Annotated in this window: 18 protein-coding genes; 15 read left to right on the top strand and 3 right to left on the bottom strand. The window is 70.9% G+C overall.

The genetic code is table 11. The features are described 5' to 3' along the window. Window positions 1–59 precede the first annotated feature (59 nt). From ACFXKA_RS21065 to ACFXKA_RS21075, 3 genes are all read left to right on the top strand, one after another. Window positions 60–818, top strand: a complete 759-nt coding sequence (locus ACFXKA_RS21065; protein ID WP_379428519.1) for an RNA polymerase sigma factor — start codon at window positions 60–62, stop codon at window positions 816–818. A gap of 116 nt (window positions 819–934) precedes the next feature. Continuing rightward, entirely contained in the window at window positions 935–1,384 is a 450-nt protein-coding gene (locus ACFXKA_RS21070) for a helix-turn-helix domain-containing protein (protein WP_379428634.1), read from the top strand. 84 nt (window positions 1,385–1,468) lie between these two features. Beyond that, complete coding sequence (locus tag ACFXKA_RS21075; RefSeq protein WP_379428520.1) at window positions 1,469–2,212, top strand: aquaporin; 744 nt, start codon at window positions 1,469–1,471, stop codon at window positions 2,210–2,212. On the opposite strand, the gene ACFXKA_RS21080 is transcribed toward ACFXKA_RS21075, so the two are convergent. Beyond that, a complete protein-coding gene (locus ACFXKA_RS21080; RefSeq protein WP_379428521.1) occupies window positions 2,209–3,180 on the bottom strand; it encodes an aldo/keto reductase in 972 nt (323 codons plus the stop codon). The two genes, ACFXKA_RS21075 and ACFXKA_RS21080, sit on opposite strands and share 4 nt — an antisense overlap. An 88-nt stretch (window positions 3,181–3,268) precedes the next feature. Beyond that, window positions 3,269–4,018, bottom strand: coding sequence for an IclR family transcriptional regulator (locus ACFXKA_RS21085; protein ID WP_354832991.1), 750 nt, complete (start codon window positions 4,016–4,018; stop codon window positions 3,269–3,271). Window positions 4,019–4,224: 206 nt separating this feature from the next. On the opposite strand from ACFXKA_RS21085, the gene ACFXKA_RS21090 reads away from it, so the two are divergent. The 12 genes from ACFXKA_RS21090 (at window position 4,225) to ACFXKA_RS21145 (ending at window position 15,736) form a co-directional block, all read left to right on the top strand. Further along, window positions 4,225–5,262 (top strand): NrtA/SsuA/CpmA family ABC transporter substrate-binding protein, encoded by a 1,038-nt coding sequence (locus tag ACFXKA_RS21090; protein ID WP_379428635.1) that lies wholly within the window; start codon window positions 4,225–4,227, stop codon window positions 5,260–5,262. Between the two features lies 1 nt (window position 5,263). Further along, window positions 5,264–6,250, top strand: coding sequence for an ABC transporter permease (locus tag ACFXKA_RS21095; RefSeq protein WP_379428522.1), 987 nt, complete (start codon window positions 5,264–5,266; stop codon window positions 6,248–6,250). Further along, window positions 6,247–7,017, top strand: a complete 771-nt coding sequence (locus ACFXKA_RS21100) for an ABC transporter ATP-binding protein (protein ID WP_379428523.1) — start codon at window positions 6,247–6,249, stop codon at window positions 7,015–7,017. The genes ACFXKA_RS21095 and ACFXKA_RS21100 overlap by 4 nt, the downstream gene beginning before the upstream one ends. Continuing rightward, window positions 7,014–8,039 carry an ABC transporter substrate-binding protein gene (locus ACFXKA_RS21105; protein WP_379428524.1) on the top strand — a complete coding sequence of 342 codons (1,026 nt, stop codon included), beginning with the start codon at window positions 7,014–7,016 and terminating at the stop codon, window positions 8,037–8,039. The genes ACFXKA_RS21100 and ACFXKA_RS21105 overlap by 4 nt, the downstream gene beginning before the upstream one ends. Before the next feature lie 97 nt (window positions 8,040–8,136). Continuing rightward, the gene (locus ACFXKA_RS21110) at window positions 8,137–9,366 is read left to right on the top strand and encodes an LLM class flavin-dependent oxidoreductase (protein WP_379428525.1); all 1,230 of its coding nucleotides are present in this window, start codon (window positions 8,137–8,139) and stop codon (window positions 9,364–9,366) included. Further along, window positions 9,363–10,532, top strand: a complete 1,170-nt coding sequence (locus ACFXKA_RS21115) for an LLM class flavin-dependent oxidoreductase (protein WP_379428526.1) — start codon at window positions 9,363–9,365, stop codon at window positions 10,530–10,532. Before ACFXKA_RS21110 ends, ACFXKA_RS21115 begins: the two co-directional genes overlap by 4 nt. Window positions 10,533–10,578: 46 nt before the next feature. After that, a complete protein-coding gene (locus ACFXKA_RS21120; protein ID WP_379428527.1) occupies window positions 10,579–11,526 on the top strand; it encodes an ABC transporter substrate-binding protein in 948 nt (315 codons plus the stop codon). 397 nt (window positions 11,527–11,923) lie between these two features. Next, window positions 11,924–13,453 carry an ATP-binding protein gene (locus tag ACFXKA_RS21125; protein WP_354832978.1) on the top strand — a complete coding sequence of 510 codons (1,530 nt, stop codon included), beginning with the start codon at window positions 11,924–11,926 and terminating at the stop codon, window positions 13,451–13,453. Then, complete coding sequence (locus ACFXKA_RS21130; RefSeq protein WP_354832976.1) at window positions 13,450–13,884, top strand: roadblock/LC7 domain-containing protein; 435 nt, start codon at window positions 13,450–13,452, stop codon at window positions 13,882–13,884. The genes ACFXKA_RS21125 and ACFXKA_RS21130 overlap by 4 nt, the downstream gene beginning before the upstream one ends. Further along, the gene (locus ACFXKA_RS21135) at window positions 13,881–14,228 is read left to right on the top strand and encodes a DUF742 domain-containing protein (RefSeq protein ID WP_354832974.1); all 348 of its coding nucleotides are present in this window, start codon (window positions 13,881–13,883) and stop codon (window positions 14,226–14,228) included. Before ACFXKA_RS21130 ends, ACFXKA_RS21135 begins: the two co-directional genes overlap by 4 nt. Next, on the top strand, window positions 14,203–14,799 hold the full coding sequence (locus ACFXKA_RS21140; RefSeq protein ID WP_354832972.1) for an ATP/GTP-binding protein: 597 nt from the start codon (window positions 14,203–14,205) through the stop codon (window positions 14,797–14,799). The genes ACFXKA_RS21135 and ACFXKA_RS21140 overlap by 26 nt, the downstream gene beginning before the upstream one ends. Before the next feature lie 145 nt (window positions 14,800–14,944). Further along, the gene (locus ACFXKA_RS21145) at window positions 14,945–15,736 is read left to right on the top strand and encodes an alpha/beta fold hydrolase (protein ID WP_379428528.1); all 792 of its coding nucleotides are present in this window, start codon (window positions 14,945–14,947) and stop codon (window positions 15,734–15,736) included. Here ACFXKA_RS21145 and ACFXKA_RS21150 read toward each other — a convergent pair whose 3' ends face one another. After that, complete coding sequence (locus ACFXKA_RS21150; protein ID WP_379428529.1) at window positions 15,737–16,525, bottom strand: helix-turn-helix domain-containing protein; 789 nt, start codon at window positions 16,523–16,525, stop codon at window positions 15,737–15,739. Window positions 16,526–16,535 lie beyond the last annotated feature (10 nt).

Here is a 16,535-nt window from a genome sequence, read left to right on the forward strand (position 1 = left end):
CGCTCGCGGATACTGGTCATTAGCTGAAAGAGGGGCGGCGGGTTTGCCACACCTATAACGTGGTCGTCAGAGATCAGGAGGTGCTGGGTGAGGACGCCGACGACATGACCGATCCCGAGAGATCTGCGGCCGAGCATGAGCTGTTCGAGCTGGTCCGCAAGGCCGGATTCGAGGGGCCGGCCTGGAAACTGCTGGCGGACAGTCTGGTTCGCCACGCATTGGCGGTGCTGGGGCCATGGGTGCGCACCGGCTGGATTTTCTCGGTGGCCGAGCAGAAGCGCATGCCGCTGCGCCCGACCACACAGGAACGACTGCTGGTGGAGACCCGCTTCGCCGAGGACTTCGTGCAGGAGACCATCACCCGCGCGCTGGAGCGCTTCCGCCGCAATGCCCGCGACGGCGACGGCTGGAGTGCCGACGGTGGCCTCAGCCTGGGCAGCTACTTCATCGGCGCGTGTGTGCTGGCCTTCGTCGAGCACTTCCGCCGCAGCCGCCGCACCGGCGACCTCTATCAGTTCCAGGCCGCGGCCTCGGTGACCATCGTGACCGAGAACAGCCCGGACCTGATGGAGGTGCTGGCCTCCACCGAGGACGTGGCCGGTGCGGTGGTGGACCGGCTGGCCTTCCGCAGCCGCCTGGCCGGGCTCGGCGACCGCGACCGCGGGCTGGTGTGGGGCAAGGCCATGGGCCTGACCGGCCGTGAAATCCAGCACCTGTTCGACTTCCCGTCCGTGAAGGCGGTCGAACAGCGCTGGGCCCGGCTGAAACGCGACCAGGGCTGGATGACCGGCCTCGACAGCAAGGAGGCGGCCGAATGAGCCCCGACCACGCCCCGGACCCGGTGGCGCGCGTCGCCGAGCTGCTCGAGCGGTCCTCGCTGAACGAGCCCGCGCTGCAACGGCTCTACGCCCGCATCCCGCACCGCGCCGCCGAACTGCACGCCACCCCGGCCACCGCCCCCGCGCCCGCGTCCGGATTCGCGGCCCGGCTCAACAGGCTCTTCGAGGTCGTGCATGCCCCGGGCGAGCGCCCGCACACCAACTCCGAGGTGGCCGCCCAGCTGACCGCGTGGGGCCACCCCATCTCCAAGCCCTATCTGAGCCAGCTGCGCTCGGGCGTGCGCACCGATCCCTCCCGCGAGACGATCGCCGCGCTGGCCCGCTTCTTCCGGGTCCGGTCGGCCTATTTCGCCGACGACGCCTACACCACCGCTGCCGACCGGGACTCGGACTTGATCGCCCGGCTGCAGTTCCACGGCCTGCGCAAACTGTCCACGCGGGCCTTCGATCTGAGCGAGGAGTCCCAGAACCTGCTGACCGCCATGGCCGATCGCCTGCGCGTCACCGAGGGGCTGCCCGAGGTGGGCGGCCGCGGGGTCGATTGATCGCCGAACCCGGCCGCGCCTGATATACGAGATATCTTGCGGCGACGCGGTGCTGCGCAAGCGCCGGTCTGTCACTGTGTCCGGGTGCCGAACCGCGACCGTCCGCTGATCGATCCCGCCCCCGACACCGTGCCCGCCGAGGCCGGAGTGTCGCTGGGGCGGCGCTCGGTGGCCGAGTTCGCCGGAACCGCGGCGCTGGCGGCGGTCGTGATCGGTTCCGGGATCGCGGCCGAACAGCTCTCGCCCGGCGATCTCGGACTGCAGCTGCTGGAGAACTCCACCGCCAGCGCCCTCGGCCTGGCCGTGCTGATTCTGGCGTTCGGCCCGATCTCGGGCGCCCACTTCAATCCCGTGGTGTCACTGGCGGATTGGCTGGGCGGACGGCGGCAGCACACCGGGCTCGGCACCCGGGAACTGGGAGCCTATGCGGCCGCACAGTGCGCGGGCGCGATCGTCGGCGCCCTGCTGGCCAACGCCATGTTCGACCGCACTCCACTGCAGATCGCGAGCCACCATCGCGTCACCGGCGGCCACCTGCTCGGCGAAATCCTCGCCGCCGCCGGCTTGATCGCCGTGGGCTTCGCGGCCGCCCGCCACGGCCGCGGTGCGAGCGCCGCAGCCGTGGCCGCCTACCTCGGCTCGGCCATCTGGTTCACCAGTTCGGGTTCCTTCGCCAACCCCGCACTCACCGTGGGCCGCATGCTCTCCGACTCCTTCACCGGCATCGCCCCGGCCTCGGTGCCCGCGTTCGCCGCGGCCCAGATCGTCGGCGGCCTGGCCGGCTCGAGCCTGATGACCCTGCTGTACCGGTCGGCCGGGGCCGACTAGGGGTTGCGCGTCGTCGAGGGGACCGCGAAGGAGGTGCGGTCGCCCGACCAGCCTTCGGGCGGGACCAGCTTGTCGAGTTCGGCGAGATCCTCGGCACCGAGCTCGACCGCGGCGGCTGCCGCATTCTCCAGAATGCGCGCCGCACGGCGGCTGCCGGGAATCGGCATGATGTCCGGTCCTTGTGCCAGCAGCCAGGCCAGCGCCAGTTGCCCGGCCGAGATGCCCAGGCGCGCGGCCAGGTCCCGCAGCGCCGCCACCTGTGCGAGGTTCTCGTCGAGATGCTCGCCCTGGAAGCGCGGGTCGTTGCGTCGGAAGTCGCTGTCCGCGACCGTGGCCGAATCCAGTGTGGCAGTGAGCAATCCGCGTCCGAGTGGGCTGTATGGCACGATTCCGACCCCGAGTTCGCGTGCCACCGGGACGATATCGCGCTCGGGCGCGCGCCACAGCATCGACCACTCGAACTGCACCGCCGCGATCGGATGCTCGGCCACCGCCTCCCGCAGTTGCTGCGGGGTGGCCTCGGAGATGCCCAGGTGCCGTACCTTGCCGGCCTTCACCAATTCCGCCATGGCTCCGACGGTCTCGGCCACCGGCACCTCCGGGTCGATCCGGTGCAGGTAGTACAGGTCGATCGTCTCGCGCCCGAGCCGCTGCAGCGATTCCTCGCAGTACCCGCTCACATGCTCGGGCCTGCCGTCGAGTCCCACGCCGGTCTCGGTCCGCACGATCCCGAACTTGGTGGCCACCAGGGCGTTCGTCCCCGCCAGCGCCTGCCCGACCAGCCGCTCGTTGTGCCCGCGCCCATAGCTCATCGCCGTATCGAACACGGTGATTCCCGCCGCCGCCGCGTCCCGGATGGCCGCGGCGGACTCCGCGTCGTCGGCTGCCCCGTACCCCTGGGAGAACCCCATGCACCCCAGGCCGATCGCCGACACCGTCAAACCATTCCCGAGCCGCTGTTCACGCATGCCGCCCATCGTGTCAGCCGCGCCCACCGTCCACCAATCGGAACTCGAATGAAATCCATTGATTGCCAGATGGATCGGTGCATCGGGGTCAGTCGGCGGCGGTGAAACGGGCGGCGATGTCGGCGGCGGTGATCTTGGCCAGATCGACCAGGAACGGGAGCCGTTCGGGAATCATGAGCGTGGTCGTTCCGCGCAGCCCCAGCGCGAACCGGCAGGGCGCGCCGGGTGTCAGGATGGGCACGGCCAGCGTGCGGAAGCCCGGATCGAGCTCCTCGTCGTTGTAGGCGTAGCCGCGTTCGCGGGTGCGGACCAGCTCGCGCCGGAGTTCGGCCGGGGTGGACACGGATCGGGCGGTGCCCTCGTCGTAGGGCAGCGCGGCCAGCTCGGCGTCGCCGGCGTCGTTCCATGCCAGCAGGGTCTTGCCGAGCGCGCTGGCATGCAGTGGCAGCCGGACGCCCTGGAGCCGGTGGCCGTCGGTGTCGCGCCAGCGGCTGGTGGCCAGCAACACGGCGTGGATGCTGTGGCGCAAGGCGATCGAGACGCTGGCGCCGGTGGTCGCGGCGAGCTGTTCGAGCGCGGGTTCGGCCAGATAGATGCGGTGCTGGCGATAGGCGATCTGACCGTACCCGGCCAGTGCGCCGCCCATGCGGTAGCGGCCGGAATCCTCGCTCTTGTCCAGGAATCCGGCCTGCACCAGCGCGGTGAGCAGCCGGTGGGTGGTGCTGACCGCCAGTCCCTGCTGTCGTGCGACCTCCGAGACGCCACGCTCCGCACCGTCGCGGAAGCAGTCGAGGACCGACAGGGCACGGGCGACGGTCTGCACTCCGGAGGCTTCCACGGTTGGGACGGTAGCACGGCGTGCCGGTCCGGCAGACCCGAGCTTTCCACTATTTGGAAAGATGAAAGGAAAATGGCCATAAGGCCTTCGGGGGAGGCCTGTCAACCCTTCCAATCCTCGGAATGGATTACCTCGCTCCGGTCGCGTGGGATCCCTACTGTCCCAGGGCATCGCTGGACCGTTTCCGAATCGAAGAGGTGCCCACCATGTTCCGCACGCGCCGGCCACACCGTTGGCGTCACGCCCTCGTCCTGGCCCCCGTCGTCGCCCTGCTCGCCGCGTGTGGCTCCGGCTCGACCGGCACCGGTTCCGGTGAGGTGGTGCTCAAGGTCGTCGACCCGGGCAATGCCGGGCCGCTGGCCGTCGGCAAACGCGACGGCACCTTCGACAAGGCGCTCGCGCCACTGCACGCCCGCGTCGAATGGGTCACCACCACACCGGGTTTCAGCTCCATGCTGAAGCTGTTCAACACCAGGGAGCTCGACGTCTCCGACGCCGCCTTCAGTCCGGTGGTGGGCGCGCTGTCCAAGGATGTCGCCGTGCGCATCGTGTCGGTCTCCGATCCGGCGGGCAAGGATCAGAGCGGCATCCTGGCCGCCCCGAACGCGGGGATCCACTCCGTGGCCGATCTGGCCGGCAAGCGGGTCGCGGTGAATCCGGCGGGCAAGGGCGAGTACATCCTGCTGCAGGCCCTCGCACAGGCCGGGGTGCCCGCCGACAAGGTGACGCGAGTCCCCTTGCAGCAGAAGGACGCCGCCACCGCCTTCGCCACCGGCAAGGTCGACGCGTGGGCCTCGTTCCTGGTGCCCTATCAGGAGGCCAAGGCCAACGGCGGCGTCGAGATCGCCACCGAGCAGTCCATCGGATCCAAGGACAACACGGTGTTCGTGTTCCGCACCGAGGTCGCCGACAAGCACCCCGACATCGCCGCGAAATTCCTGCAGACGGTGCAGCAGCTCACCACCCAGCAGCGTGGCAATCCCGCCGACTTCCAGAACGTCTTCGACAAGACCGGCCCCCGCGCGCTGAGCGGCCCGCGCCTGACCGACGCCATCCGCCTGGGCGGCGAGGCGACCGTGCCGCACCTCCCGACCGACAGCGACGCCGCCGACCTCGCCACCATCGTGAAGCTCTTCCGCGACAACGGCGTCATCTCCCGCGACATCACCGCCGGCGACATCTTCTACGACCTGAAATCCAAACTCACCCCGGAGCAGCTGGCCGGGCTGCAGCCGGGACGCTGACATGGCCACTTCCGCCGCGCCCGCCCCGCAGCGGGCCTCGGGAATCGACGACGACCCGCCCGGCACGACCGAGCATGAGAACCATTCGGCCGCAGCCGATCCCGCCTCGGACGCGATCGGTGACAACGCGGCCGGACGTGCGACCGCGACCGCGGCCGCCCCGGACCCGGGCGCGGATCGATCCGGATTGGCCCCGCCCCGGGCGCGGGTCGAACGGCGCAGGCCCGCATGGGTTTCGCTGCCGCTGCGATTCGTGCTGCCCGCGCTGATCATCGCCGCCTGGTGGATCGGCTCGGCCACCGGGGCATTGTCGCCGCAGGTACTCGCCGGTCCGCCCAAGGTGTGGTCGGCGCTGCTCGAGCTGGCCCGCAGCGGCCAGCTGACGGACTTCGCCCTCGCGTCGTTCACGCGCGCCGCGCTCGGCGTCGCGCTCGGCGTGACGGTCGGGATGGCGCTGGGCCTGCTGGCCGGATTGTCCAGTCTCGGTGAGGAACTGGTGGATTCGACCCTGCAGATCGTGCGCGCGGTGCCGTTCCTGGCGCTGGTGCCGTTGTTCATCGCCTGGTTCGGCATCGACGAGCTGTACAAGGTACTGCTGATCGCCGTCGCGACGGTGGCCCCGATGTACGCCTACACCTACCTCGGCGTCCGCAATGTGGACCGCAAGATGGTGGAGGCCGCGCGTGGTTTCGGGCTCACCGGAGTCCGGCTGGTCGCCGAGGTGATCCTGCCCGCCGCGCTGCCGGGGGTGCTCATGGCCCTGCGCGTGTGCCTGTCCATCAGCATCACCGGCCTCATCGCCGCCGAACAGGTGGGCACCACCGAGGGCGTCGGCTATCTGGTGACCCTCGCCCAGGAATACAACCGCACCGACTACATGGTGCTGTGCGTGGTCCTGTACGCGCTGCTCGGACTGGTCTTCGACGGCGCGGTGCGGCTGGTCGAACGGCTGGCCATGCCGTGGCGGCGACAGGTGGCCATGCGATGACGACCCCGCGCGCGACGACCACCCCGCACGACCCCGCGTCGCCACTGGCGGTCTCGATCACCGGACTGCGGAAAGCCTTCGGGGAGAAGGTGATTCTCGACGGTGTCGACCTGACCATCCGCCGCGGCGAGTTCGTGGTGCTGCTGGGCCCCAGCGGCACCGGCAAGACCACCCTGCTGCGCCTGCTGACCGGACTCGAGCAGCCCGACGCCGGCGAGGTGCTGGTCCCGCCCGCCCGCACCACCGTCTACCAGGAGCCGCGCCTGGTCCCGTCCAAGCGGGTGCTGGCGAATGTGACCATCGGGCAGCGCCGTTCGCGTACGACACGCGAAGCCGGGCTGCGCGCGCTGGCCGAGGTGCAGCTCGCCGGCAAGGCCCGCCAATGGCCCGCCACGCTCTCCGGCGGGGAGGCCCAGCGGGCCGCCCTGGCCCGGGCGCTCGTCCGCGAGCCCGATCTGCTGCTGCTCGACGAGCCGTTCGCCGCACTCGACGCCCTCACCCGCCTGCGCATGCAGGACCTGGTCGGCGACCTGGTGGCCCGCCACCGCCCGGCGGTGCTCATGGTCACCCACGACGTGGACGAGGCGGTACGGCTGGCCGATCGGGTGCTCATCCTCGACCGCGGCCGCTTCGCCGTGGATCGGGCCATCGACCTGCCGCGACCACGCGACCGCACCGATCCGGCCGCCCTGCGTCACCGGTCCGCCTTCCTCGCCCAGCTCGGCGTCGACCGTCCGGACACCGAAAACCCCAGGAGCACTTCATGACCGACACCCTCTGGTACACCCGCTGCCCGGTCCCCACCGCCAGCGGCCTCGCCCACAGCCTCGGCTGGCTCGGCGACACCGCCGAACGCAACGGACTGGCCTTCGGCGTCCTCCAGGACGCCGCACCCGAACTCGCGCTCCGCCACTTCGACCACGATCTGCCCGGCCTCATCCGCGAGGGCGGCAATGTGCCCGCCCTGGCCGCCCGCGCCCAGGGCTCGCCGACCCGGCTCATCGGCCTGACCTGGATCGACGAGGCGCAAGCCATTGTGGTGGGCCCGGATTCGCCGGTCACCTCCGCCGCCGGGTTGGCCGGGCTGCGTGTCGGCATTCCGGCCTGGGCGCGGGACCGGGCGCGCAGCTTCCCGCGTGCGATGGCGCTGCACGGTTTCGCCAGTGCCCTGCGCCTGGGCGGCCTGACGCTGGCCGACGTGCGCGTCATCGAGCTCGGCGTGGAATCGAATCCCCAGGTGCGCACCGAGATCCAGCAGCGCGACCGGAGCCTCACCTGGGGCGTGGCGGAACTGCTCGACGGCGCCGTGGACGCCATCTACGTCAAAGGCGCACGCGCACAGGAGGTCGCCCAGCAGCACGGGCTGCGGATCGCGGTCGACCTCGACGCCACCGAGTCCAAGCGGCTACGCGTCAACAACGGCACACCCCGCCCGCTGACCGTCCACCAGCACCTACTCGACACCCGCCCCGACGTGGTGATCGGCTTTCTCGCCCAGACCCTGCGCGCTGCCGACTGGGCCACCACCCACCGCGACGACGCCGCCGAGGTCCTGCAACGCGAAACCCTGTCCGGCCCCGAGGGTGTCACCGCCGCCTACGGCACGGACTTCAACATCGGCCTGCACCCGTCGCTGTCCGATGAACGCCTCGAGTTGCTCGCCGTCCAGCAGCAGTTCCTCTACACCCACGGCTTCCTCGCCGCCGACTTCGACCTCGGCTCCTGGATCGCCCCCGAACCCCTCGAGCAGGCGCGCGCCCTCGTCGCCGCCGGACAGGCCGCAGCATGACCGAACCCCGATGGCGCTCAACCGCTCCCGCCGACCTCGCCGCGCGCCACAAGCGCGGCGCGCGCAGATCGACCAGCGCCGCCGCGGAGGTGCGGGCATGACCGAATACCTGTGGCGGCTGCCCAGTCGCGGCGACGGCCGCCGCGCCGATGCGGGGCTGCGGCACCGCGGCCGGAGCGGCAGACCGATCCCCGCCGTCGATGCCGAGCGGAATCGCGCCGGGCGCAACGGTATCGGCAGCACGCCCGACAACGGCCGAGCACCCGCTCTCGGTCTGGCTGATCCGGCCGAGGTGGGCGGCTCGGCGAGCGTCGAGGCCCGCACGGTGGATCGTGCCGTGACCGATGTCCGGGCCGGGCGGTTCGGGCCGTTCGACGACCTGCACCAGGTGGTGCACGCCGCCGAGTTGTCCGGTCTGGACGGGGTACTCGCGCCCTACGACCCGGCGGGCGAAGAGTCGTGGATCGTCGCGGGCGCGGCGCTGCGGGCCACACGGCACACGCGCGTCGTCGTCGACTTTCATCCCGGCTTCGGGACGCCGGTCTACGCGGCGAAGGTTTCGGCGTCCCTGCAACGGTTCTCGGCGGGGCGACTGGGTTGGCGGCTGTCCGTGGACACCGATGCCGACGACGCGCGACAGCGTGGTGACCGCGTCACCGGGGACGATCGGTACGCGCGTGCAGCGGAATTCCTCACCGTGGCACGCGGTGTCTGGAACGAGAACCCGGTGCCCCCGGCCGGATTCCGCGGCACCGGGTACGACTACGCGGGGGAGTACTACGACGTCGTCGACGGCGGATTCCGGGGAATCCTGTCCGGCCTGCCCTTCCCGGTGGTGTACCTGAGCGGGGATTCGACCGCGGCGCTGGAACTTTCGGCACGGCACGGCGATGTGCACGTCTTCACCGAGACGCCGCAGGGCCTCGACGCGTCCCTCACCGAACTGCGGGCGCTGTCCGCCGCGGCCGGGCGCACCGTGCGGGCGGGCGTCGAGGTGCCCGTCATCGCCCGCGCGACCGAGACCGAGGCGTGGGCCCGGGTCGAAAGGCAATGGCGCGAACTGTATCCGGACGGACCGGATGCGGAGGCGCTGGATCTCGGCGACGGGCGCTGGGCGGGCTTCACCCAGCTGGGATATCCGCAGGCCGTCGGCTTGGTCGGCAGCTACGAGCAGGTGGCGCGGCGATTGCGGGCGTACGCCACGGCCGGCGTCGACACCGTGGTGCTGTCCGGGCACCCGCACCTCGAGGAGGTCTACCGCGCCGGGGAGCACCTGCTGTTCCTGGCCGACCCGACCGGCCGCACCCTGAAGGAGGCCACCGCATGACCATCGACATCTATTGGCGCATCGGCATGGAGGGCGATCACGCCTCGCTGCGCACCCCGCGCCGCTACAACCGCGGCCACGCGGGCGGCTACGGTCCCGGCAATATCGCCCCGGCCGTGCGCGCGGGCGAACTCGACGGCTACAGCTACCTCGATCACGCCGCGGCCGTCGCCCGCGCCTCGGAATCGGCCGGGTTCCTCGGTGGCCTGCTGCCATCGTTCCCCATCACCGAGGACCCGTGGGCGGTGGCCGCCGCCCTGGCCCGCGAGACCACCACCTACCGGTTCATGGTCGCCTTCCAGCCCGGATTCCTGCACCCGGTGCAGGCCGCGCGCATGTCGGCCAGCCTGCAGCGCGCCACCGGCGGGCGGCTGGTCTACAACATCATCAGCGGCGGCGGGGGACCGGCCCAACTGTGGTGGGGCGACAAGGTTTCCCACGACGACCGCTACGCCCGCACCAGCGAATTCCTCGAGGTGCTGCGCGGGGTGTGGGACGGCGACCCCCTCGACCACGAGGGCCGCTTCTTCCGCACCGAGGGCGCGGCGCTGCCGCCCGCCCTGGCCGGGCAACCGTTCCCGGAGGTGTACTTCTCCGGCTCCTCGCCCGCCGCCGTGCGGGCCGCGGGCCGCCACGCCGACTACTACCTGTCCTGGCTCGAGCCCTTCGCCGACTTGCGCGCCAAATTCGACGGCGTGCGCGCCCACGCCGAACGCACCGGCCGCACACCGAAGTTCGCCGTCCGCATCGACATCGTGGCCCGCCACACCGCGGAGGCCGCCTGGGCCGAGATCGAGCAGGGCTGGGCCTTCGTCGATCGGGACGCCGCCAACCGCGCCGCCCAGGGCGACTCGGTGGGTGCGGCCCGCATCCAGGGCTGGGTCCCCGAAACCATTACCGGCTACCGGGATCTGGAGGTCCAGCCCAATGTCTGGTGCGGGTTCAGCCTGATTCGCGGTGGCCCGGCCTTCGGCCTGGTCGGCAGCTACGAGCAGGTCGCCCAGCGCCTCGACGAACTCATCGACCTGGGCGTGGACGCGTTCATCCTGGCCGGGAACCCGCACCTGGAAGAGGCCTACCGGGTCGGTGAGGAGGTACTGCCGCTGCTCGGCCGCTCCCGCCTCACCATACCCGGCCCGGCCGCCGCTCTCGCCGCCACCCGCTGACCACCGTGACCACATCCCCGAAAATCCGCATTCACCAGGAGATTTCATGAGCATCCGGGTCGGGTACTTCCCGCACAACAACTCCCTGTTCGTCCTGCGCCACCGCGGCATCCTCGAACGCGCTCTGCCCGAGGTGGAATGGGTCGATCTGCGGGCGCTGCCCAAGCCCTCACCTGTCGACGTGAAAGCCGCCCTGCCGTCCCAGCATTCGGACTGGCTGTTCGCCGAGGGCGGCTACGACTTCATCGGCACCGGCTTCACCCCGCCGATCACCGCCCTGGGCAACGATCGCGACATCGTCTATGTCGGCATCTCCGGCCCGCGTATCGAGAACGGCCGCCTGGTCGCCCCGGCCGGTAGCGGCATCGAGACCGTCGCCGACCTGAAGGGCAAGCGGGTGGGCATCGCCCACGGCTCCTGGCAGACCACCCTGCTGCTGTTCGCCCTGGACCGCGCCGGCCTCGGCTGGGCCGATATCGAACCGGTCGACACCGATATCCACGATGGCGGAAACCTGCTGCGCACCGGTGAACTCGACGCCTGGGTCGGCGCCTACCCGGCGCTGGCGGCGCTCGAGGCCACCACCGAACTGCACACTCTCGTCGACACCGAATCGGTGTTCAGCCACCCGTCACTGTGGTTCACCCGCCGCGGGTTCGCCGAGCAGCACCGTGCGGAACTGGAGACGATCATCGCCGCCCTGCAGGAATCCGACGCGTGGATCGCCGAGAACCCGCGCGCGGCCGCACAATACTTCGTCGACGATATCGTCGCCCGCGGCGGCACCGCCGATCTCGATGCCTGGGAGGCCGCCCTGCGTGGCCGGCCCTTCGGTGTCGGTCCGGTGACCGCGGAGTTCCTCGATGAGCAACAGCGTGCGGCGGATCTGCTGACCGCCAACGGCTTGCTGCCCCGGCGGATCGATGTGCGCGCGGCGGTCGTTCCGTGGATCGCCGATGCGGTCACTGCCACGACGGTGGCCACCGCCGGCTGAGGTCCGCGCGCGCAGTGCCGGTTGCCGCGTGGCATCCGGTGGAGACGATTTGCTGTCGCGGTCTCCACCGGGTGCCACGCGGTGTTCTGCTGCGGGAACCGGGAGGTTGCTGGCGTGCAGGCAGGGCTGGGGGCGCAGGTGAGGGGCGGGGACAGCATGGAATCCGGGGCGATGGTCGAGTGACCAGTTGTCGGGCCGTGGACCTCGGGTTCGGGTCGCCCGGGTGACCGGGTTCTTCCGCACCGGGGCTTCGGGGTGCAAATCGCGGTGAAATGCTGTGAGCTGCACGGGCTCCGGGTTGCGGTTTGCTCGGAGATACCGAAAGGTTAGGGGAGACAGAGGATTCTGCTATGGTGGCTCCGCCGATTTCAGGATCGGCCGGACGACAAGAGAATTGATGAATCAAGACAACGCCGTGCTGCTTTCCTGGGTTCTCGCTGCCGCGCTCCTATTCGCCGTGGTCGGGCTGCTGTTTCTGTGGCGTGCCATGCGCGCTGAACGCGGGCGGGTTGCCGCCCTGCGTGCGGAGCAGGCCAACCGCGACGTCGCGGTCGAGGACATGATCGTGAACCTGACCGAGAACGTCGTGCCCGCCATCGGTGCCGCCGTCCGACGCTCGGACCCCGACAACCCCACCGTGGACCTGCCGATCGTGCTCGAGCAGTCGCGTATCGCGGAGCTGGTGTGGCAGTGGACCGCCCGCTGCGGCGAGGAGCTGCAGAAGGTGGCCGCCGAGACCCGCGACCGGGTCCGGCGCGAAGCCGAGACCGAAGCCCAGCTGGCGGTGGCGCAGGCCGAATCCGAGCGGGAGACCGCGGTGGCCCAGGCCGAGGAGGTGGCCCAGCTGGCCATCGCCCAGGCCGAGGAGGCCGCCCGCGTCGCCGTCGCGCAGGCCGGGGAGGCCTCGCGCAGCGCGGTCGCCGAGGCCGCCGACACCGCCCGCGCCCAGGTGGAGGGCTCCGCCCGTGAGGCCACCTCGGCCGCGGTGCGCGCCTTCGGCGCCTCGGTGGTGAGCCTGGGCGCGGACGTCAGCCAGGTGCTCAGCGCCGCGCTGCGTCAGCACCGCAACGACGAGACCTTCGAAACGCTCACCCGCATCGACCATTCCGTGCAGCAGATGATCCGCCAGGCGCAGTCCTATGTGATCGTCTGTGGTGGTCTGCCCGGCCGGCGCTGGCCGCAGCAGACTCTCACCGACGTGGTGGGCGGCGCCACCGGCCGGGTCCGCGACTACACCCGGGTGCGCGCCACCGAGCTGGACCGCCCGGTCGTGAGCCGCGCGGTGGAACCGCTGGTGCACACCGTCGCGACGCTGCTCGACAACGCGCTGCGCTACTCGCCGCCGACCTCGTACGTGGACATCGGTTTCCAGGAGGGTCACCACGGCATCACGGTGATCATCGACGACGCCGGTGTGCGGATGAACCCCGAGCAGCTTGAGGAGACCCGCCGCGTCCTCGCGGGCGATCAGCTCGTCGACATCCACGCGCTGGGCCCGACCCCGCGCGTCGGGTTCCCGGGCGTGGCAGCGCTCGCGCGCCGCTACGGCTTCTCCGTCTACATCGACGGCCCCAATATGTACGGCGGCATGCGCGCCATGGTCTTCATTCCGGAGACCCTGCTGGCCGCGCCTGCCCCGACACCCGTGGCCGTTGCCGCCCCGACCCCCGTGCCGGCGCCCGCCCGGATTCCGGCACCCGACCCGGAACCCACGGTGGTGGCCATGGATTCGGCGCCTCAGGAACTTACTTCCGGTGGCCTGCCCAAGCGGCGCCGCCGCTCGGCGTCGGTGTCGGTGGCGGCACCCGTGCGCCCGGTCGTCGTGGATGAGACGTCCGCGCGACCCGATATCGCCGCTGCCTGGCACAGCGGCTCCCAGCGCGGTCGAGCGGCCGCGTTCGACCACTCCGAAGGGATGACATCGTGACCGGTACGCCCGCGACGGCTGTCAGTGACACCAACCGGCTGGCCTGGTTGCTCGACGATCTCGAAGCGCCAGGGGTCCGGTTCGCCGTTCTGCTATCGGAGGACGGCCTGCGCATCGCGCACACCGGTGGCGTGAGCATCGACGACGCCGAGCGTTTCGCCGCGGCCGCCTCCGGCCTGCGGGCCCTGGGCAAGGCGCTCGCCGAGTTCTGCGGCGGCACCTCCGACAATGCGGTGCGCCAGAACATGACCGAGTACGCCGACGGCATGATCTTCATCACCGCCGCCGGGGCCGGTGCGCTGCTGGGTGTTTCGACCACCCAGGACGTGGATGTCAGCCTGGTCGCGCACCGGATGAACGAACTGGCCCTGCGGGTCGGGCGTGAGCTCGGCAGTATGTCGCGGACCAGGGCGGATCTGCCGCGCTCATGAGCCGGCCGCGGCGCGACCCCGATCTGGTCCGGGCGTATGTGCGCACCGGCGGCCGATCGCGCCCCACGCGGGTGCTGGATCTGGTCAGTCTGGTTGTCGCGGTGGCCGATCCGGCCCCCGGCGCGTCGGCCGACGCCCGCCGCATCATCCAGCTCGCCCGCCGCGGCGTGCTGACGCTGGCCGAGCTGGCGGCCTATCTGGACCTGCCGCCTTCGGTCGTGAAGATCCTGGTGGCGGATCTACTGGACAGCGGTCATCTGGCCGTCCCGACCCCGGTGGAAGCGCTGCCGGGCAAAGCCCTCTTGGAGGAGGTACTCGATGGACTCCGCGCTCTCTCCGCATGAGCGCGTCGTCGACTATGTGCCGCAGACCGTCACCCGCACCGTAAAGTTGCTGGTGGCGGGGAACTTCGGCGTCGGGAAGACCACGTTCGTGGGCAGCGTGTCGGAGATCCGGCCGCTGCGCACCGAGGAGACGATCACCGAGGCCAGCGTCGGCGTCGACGATATGGCCGGGCTGCCGGGCAAGACCACCACCACGGTGGCCATGGACTTCGGCCGCATCACCCTGAATCCGCGTCTGGCGCTGTACCTGTTCGGCACGCCCGGCCAGCGCCGGTTCGTGCCCATCTGGGAGGACCTGGCCGTCGGTGCACTGGGCGCGCTGGTGCTGGTCGATACTCGCCGGCTGGAGAAGGCCGACGAATCGCTGTCCATCCTCGAGGAGCGCGGTGTGCCGTTCGCGGTGGCCGTCAACGACTTCGAGGGCGCGCCCAAGCATCCGCTCGACGAGGTCCGCGATGCGCTCGACCTCGACCAGGGCACGCCGCTGATGCGGCTCGACGCCCGGGACCGCAATCCGTGCCTGCAATCGCTCATCACCCTGGTCGAGTACCTGTTGGAGCCGCGCGTCTAGCCGTATTTTCCACGGGCAGAACATCATTCGTGGTGAAAGGCCCGGCCGGGCCGCTGGCGTGACGCATCTCGCAACGCCATCCATCCGAGCTGGAATCTGCGCTACGGTGAGCGCTTCCTGCCGGGTGAAGCGAAAGAGTTTCGGAATGCCGTTTGCGAGCCGCGGATCGGTCAAGATCCACTACACCGATACCGGCGGGCCGGGGCCGGCGGTGGTGTTCGGGCACAGCCTGTTCATGGACCAGGAGATGTTCGCCCCGCAGATGGACGCGCTCGCGCCCGACTACCGGATCATCGCCATCGACTCACGCGGGCACGGGGCCAGCGAGGACGACGAAACCCCGTTCAGCCACTGGGATCTCGCCCGGGACGCGTGGGCGGTGGTGGACGAGCTGGGCCTCGAGCGCGTCGTGGTGGGCGGGGTCGCGCACGGCGGGTTCACGGCCGTGCGCATGGCGCTGCTGGCGCGGCCGCGGGTGGCGGGGCTGATCGTGATCGGGTCGAGCGCGGCGGCCATGACGCCGCGGCGGCGTGCCGGGTACCGCGAGGTGCTCGACATGTGGGCGAGCAGCGCGACCCCGGGGCCCACCATCAGAATGGTGTGCTCGCTCATGATCGGGGGCACCGCCGCCGATCAGCAGCCGTGGCGGGCGAAATGGGCGACCGCGCCGCGCAATCGGATGCGGTTGGCGGGCGAATGCCTGGTCAACCGTGACTCGGTGCACGAGCTGCTCGGTGACATCGACTGTCCGGCGCTGGTGATCCGCGGGCTGGCCGATCAGGCCACCAGTGCCGAGGAGGTCGCGGAACTGGCTGCGGCGCTGGGCAGTCCGGCCCCGGTGCACACCATCGCCGGGGCCGCCATGACACCGAACCTCACCCACCCCGGCGAGTTCAACGCACTGCTGCGGGAGTTCCTCGCCGCCCTGCCGTCCTGATCAGGTCTCGATCAGTCCGAGGAACAGCTGGTGCGCCGGTCCCGGCGCGGTCCCGCGATAGCGCTGCACCCGCACGTCGAACACGGTGGCGGTGCGCGGATCGCGCAGCGTGAAGGTGGGGTCGTGGCGGCCGATGTGCACGTGTCCTGCGGTCCACAGCCGCTGGAAATCGGGCTGCTCGCCCAGTTCCCGTAGCAGTTGCTCGATCTCGTCGCGGTCGCGGGACCCGGCGGCGTAGGCGCGGAAGCGCCCGACCATCAACTGGGCCTCGCGCTCCCACTCCTCGACCACGAGGCGTGCCCGCGGGTCGGTGAACATCCACCGCAGCACGTGGCCGTGCCGCGACAATCCCGGCAGCGCCGAGTCGAAGGCGCTGTTGCACGCCACCACATGCCAGCCGTCGTCGAGGGCCGCCGCCAGATGCGGCAGCAGCGCGTCCAGAATGGCGCGCACCGCGCCCACCGCCGGATCCCCGACGCGCAGCGCCCGCGCGGACGAGGCGGCCGGGCGCTGCTGGGCCAGGTGGTAGAGGTGGATGCGCTCGGCCACATCCAGCTCCAGCACCGCCGCCAGCGAATCCAGAATGGCCGGGCCGGGATTGAGCGCCTCACCCTGTTCGATCTTGGCGATATAGCCCAGGCTGGCGTGGGTGGCCTCGGCCAGCTGCTTCCGGGTCAGCCCCGCCGGATGCCGGCCCGTGGCCCGTGCGCGCCGCTCGCGCACGAACTCGGCCAGCGTAGGCGCGCGCAGCCCCTCGGCGGTAGGCAGCCCGAACTCGTTGTCGGCCAACGGCATCCCC

The organism is Nocardia sp. NPDC059228, assembly GCF_042754245.1.
GTDB lineage: Bacteria > Actinomycetota > Actinomycetes > Mycobacteriales > Mycobacteriaceae > Nocardia.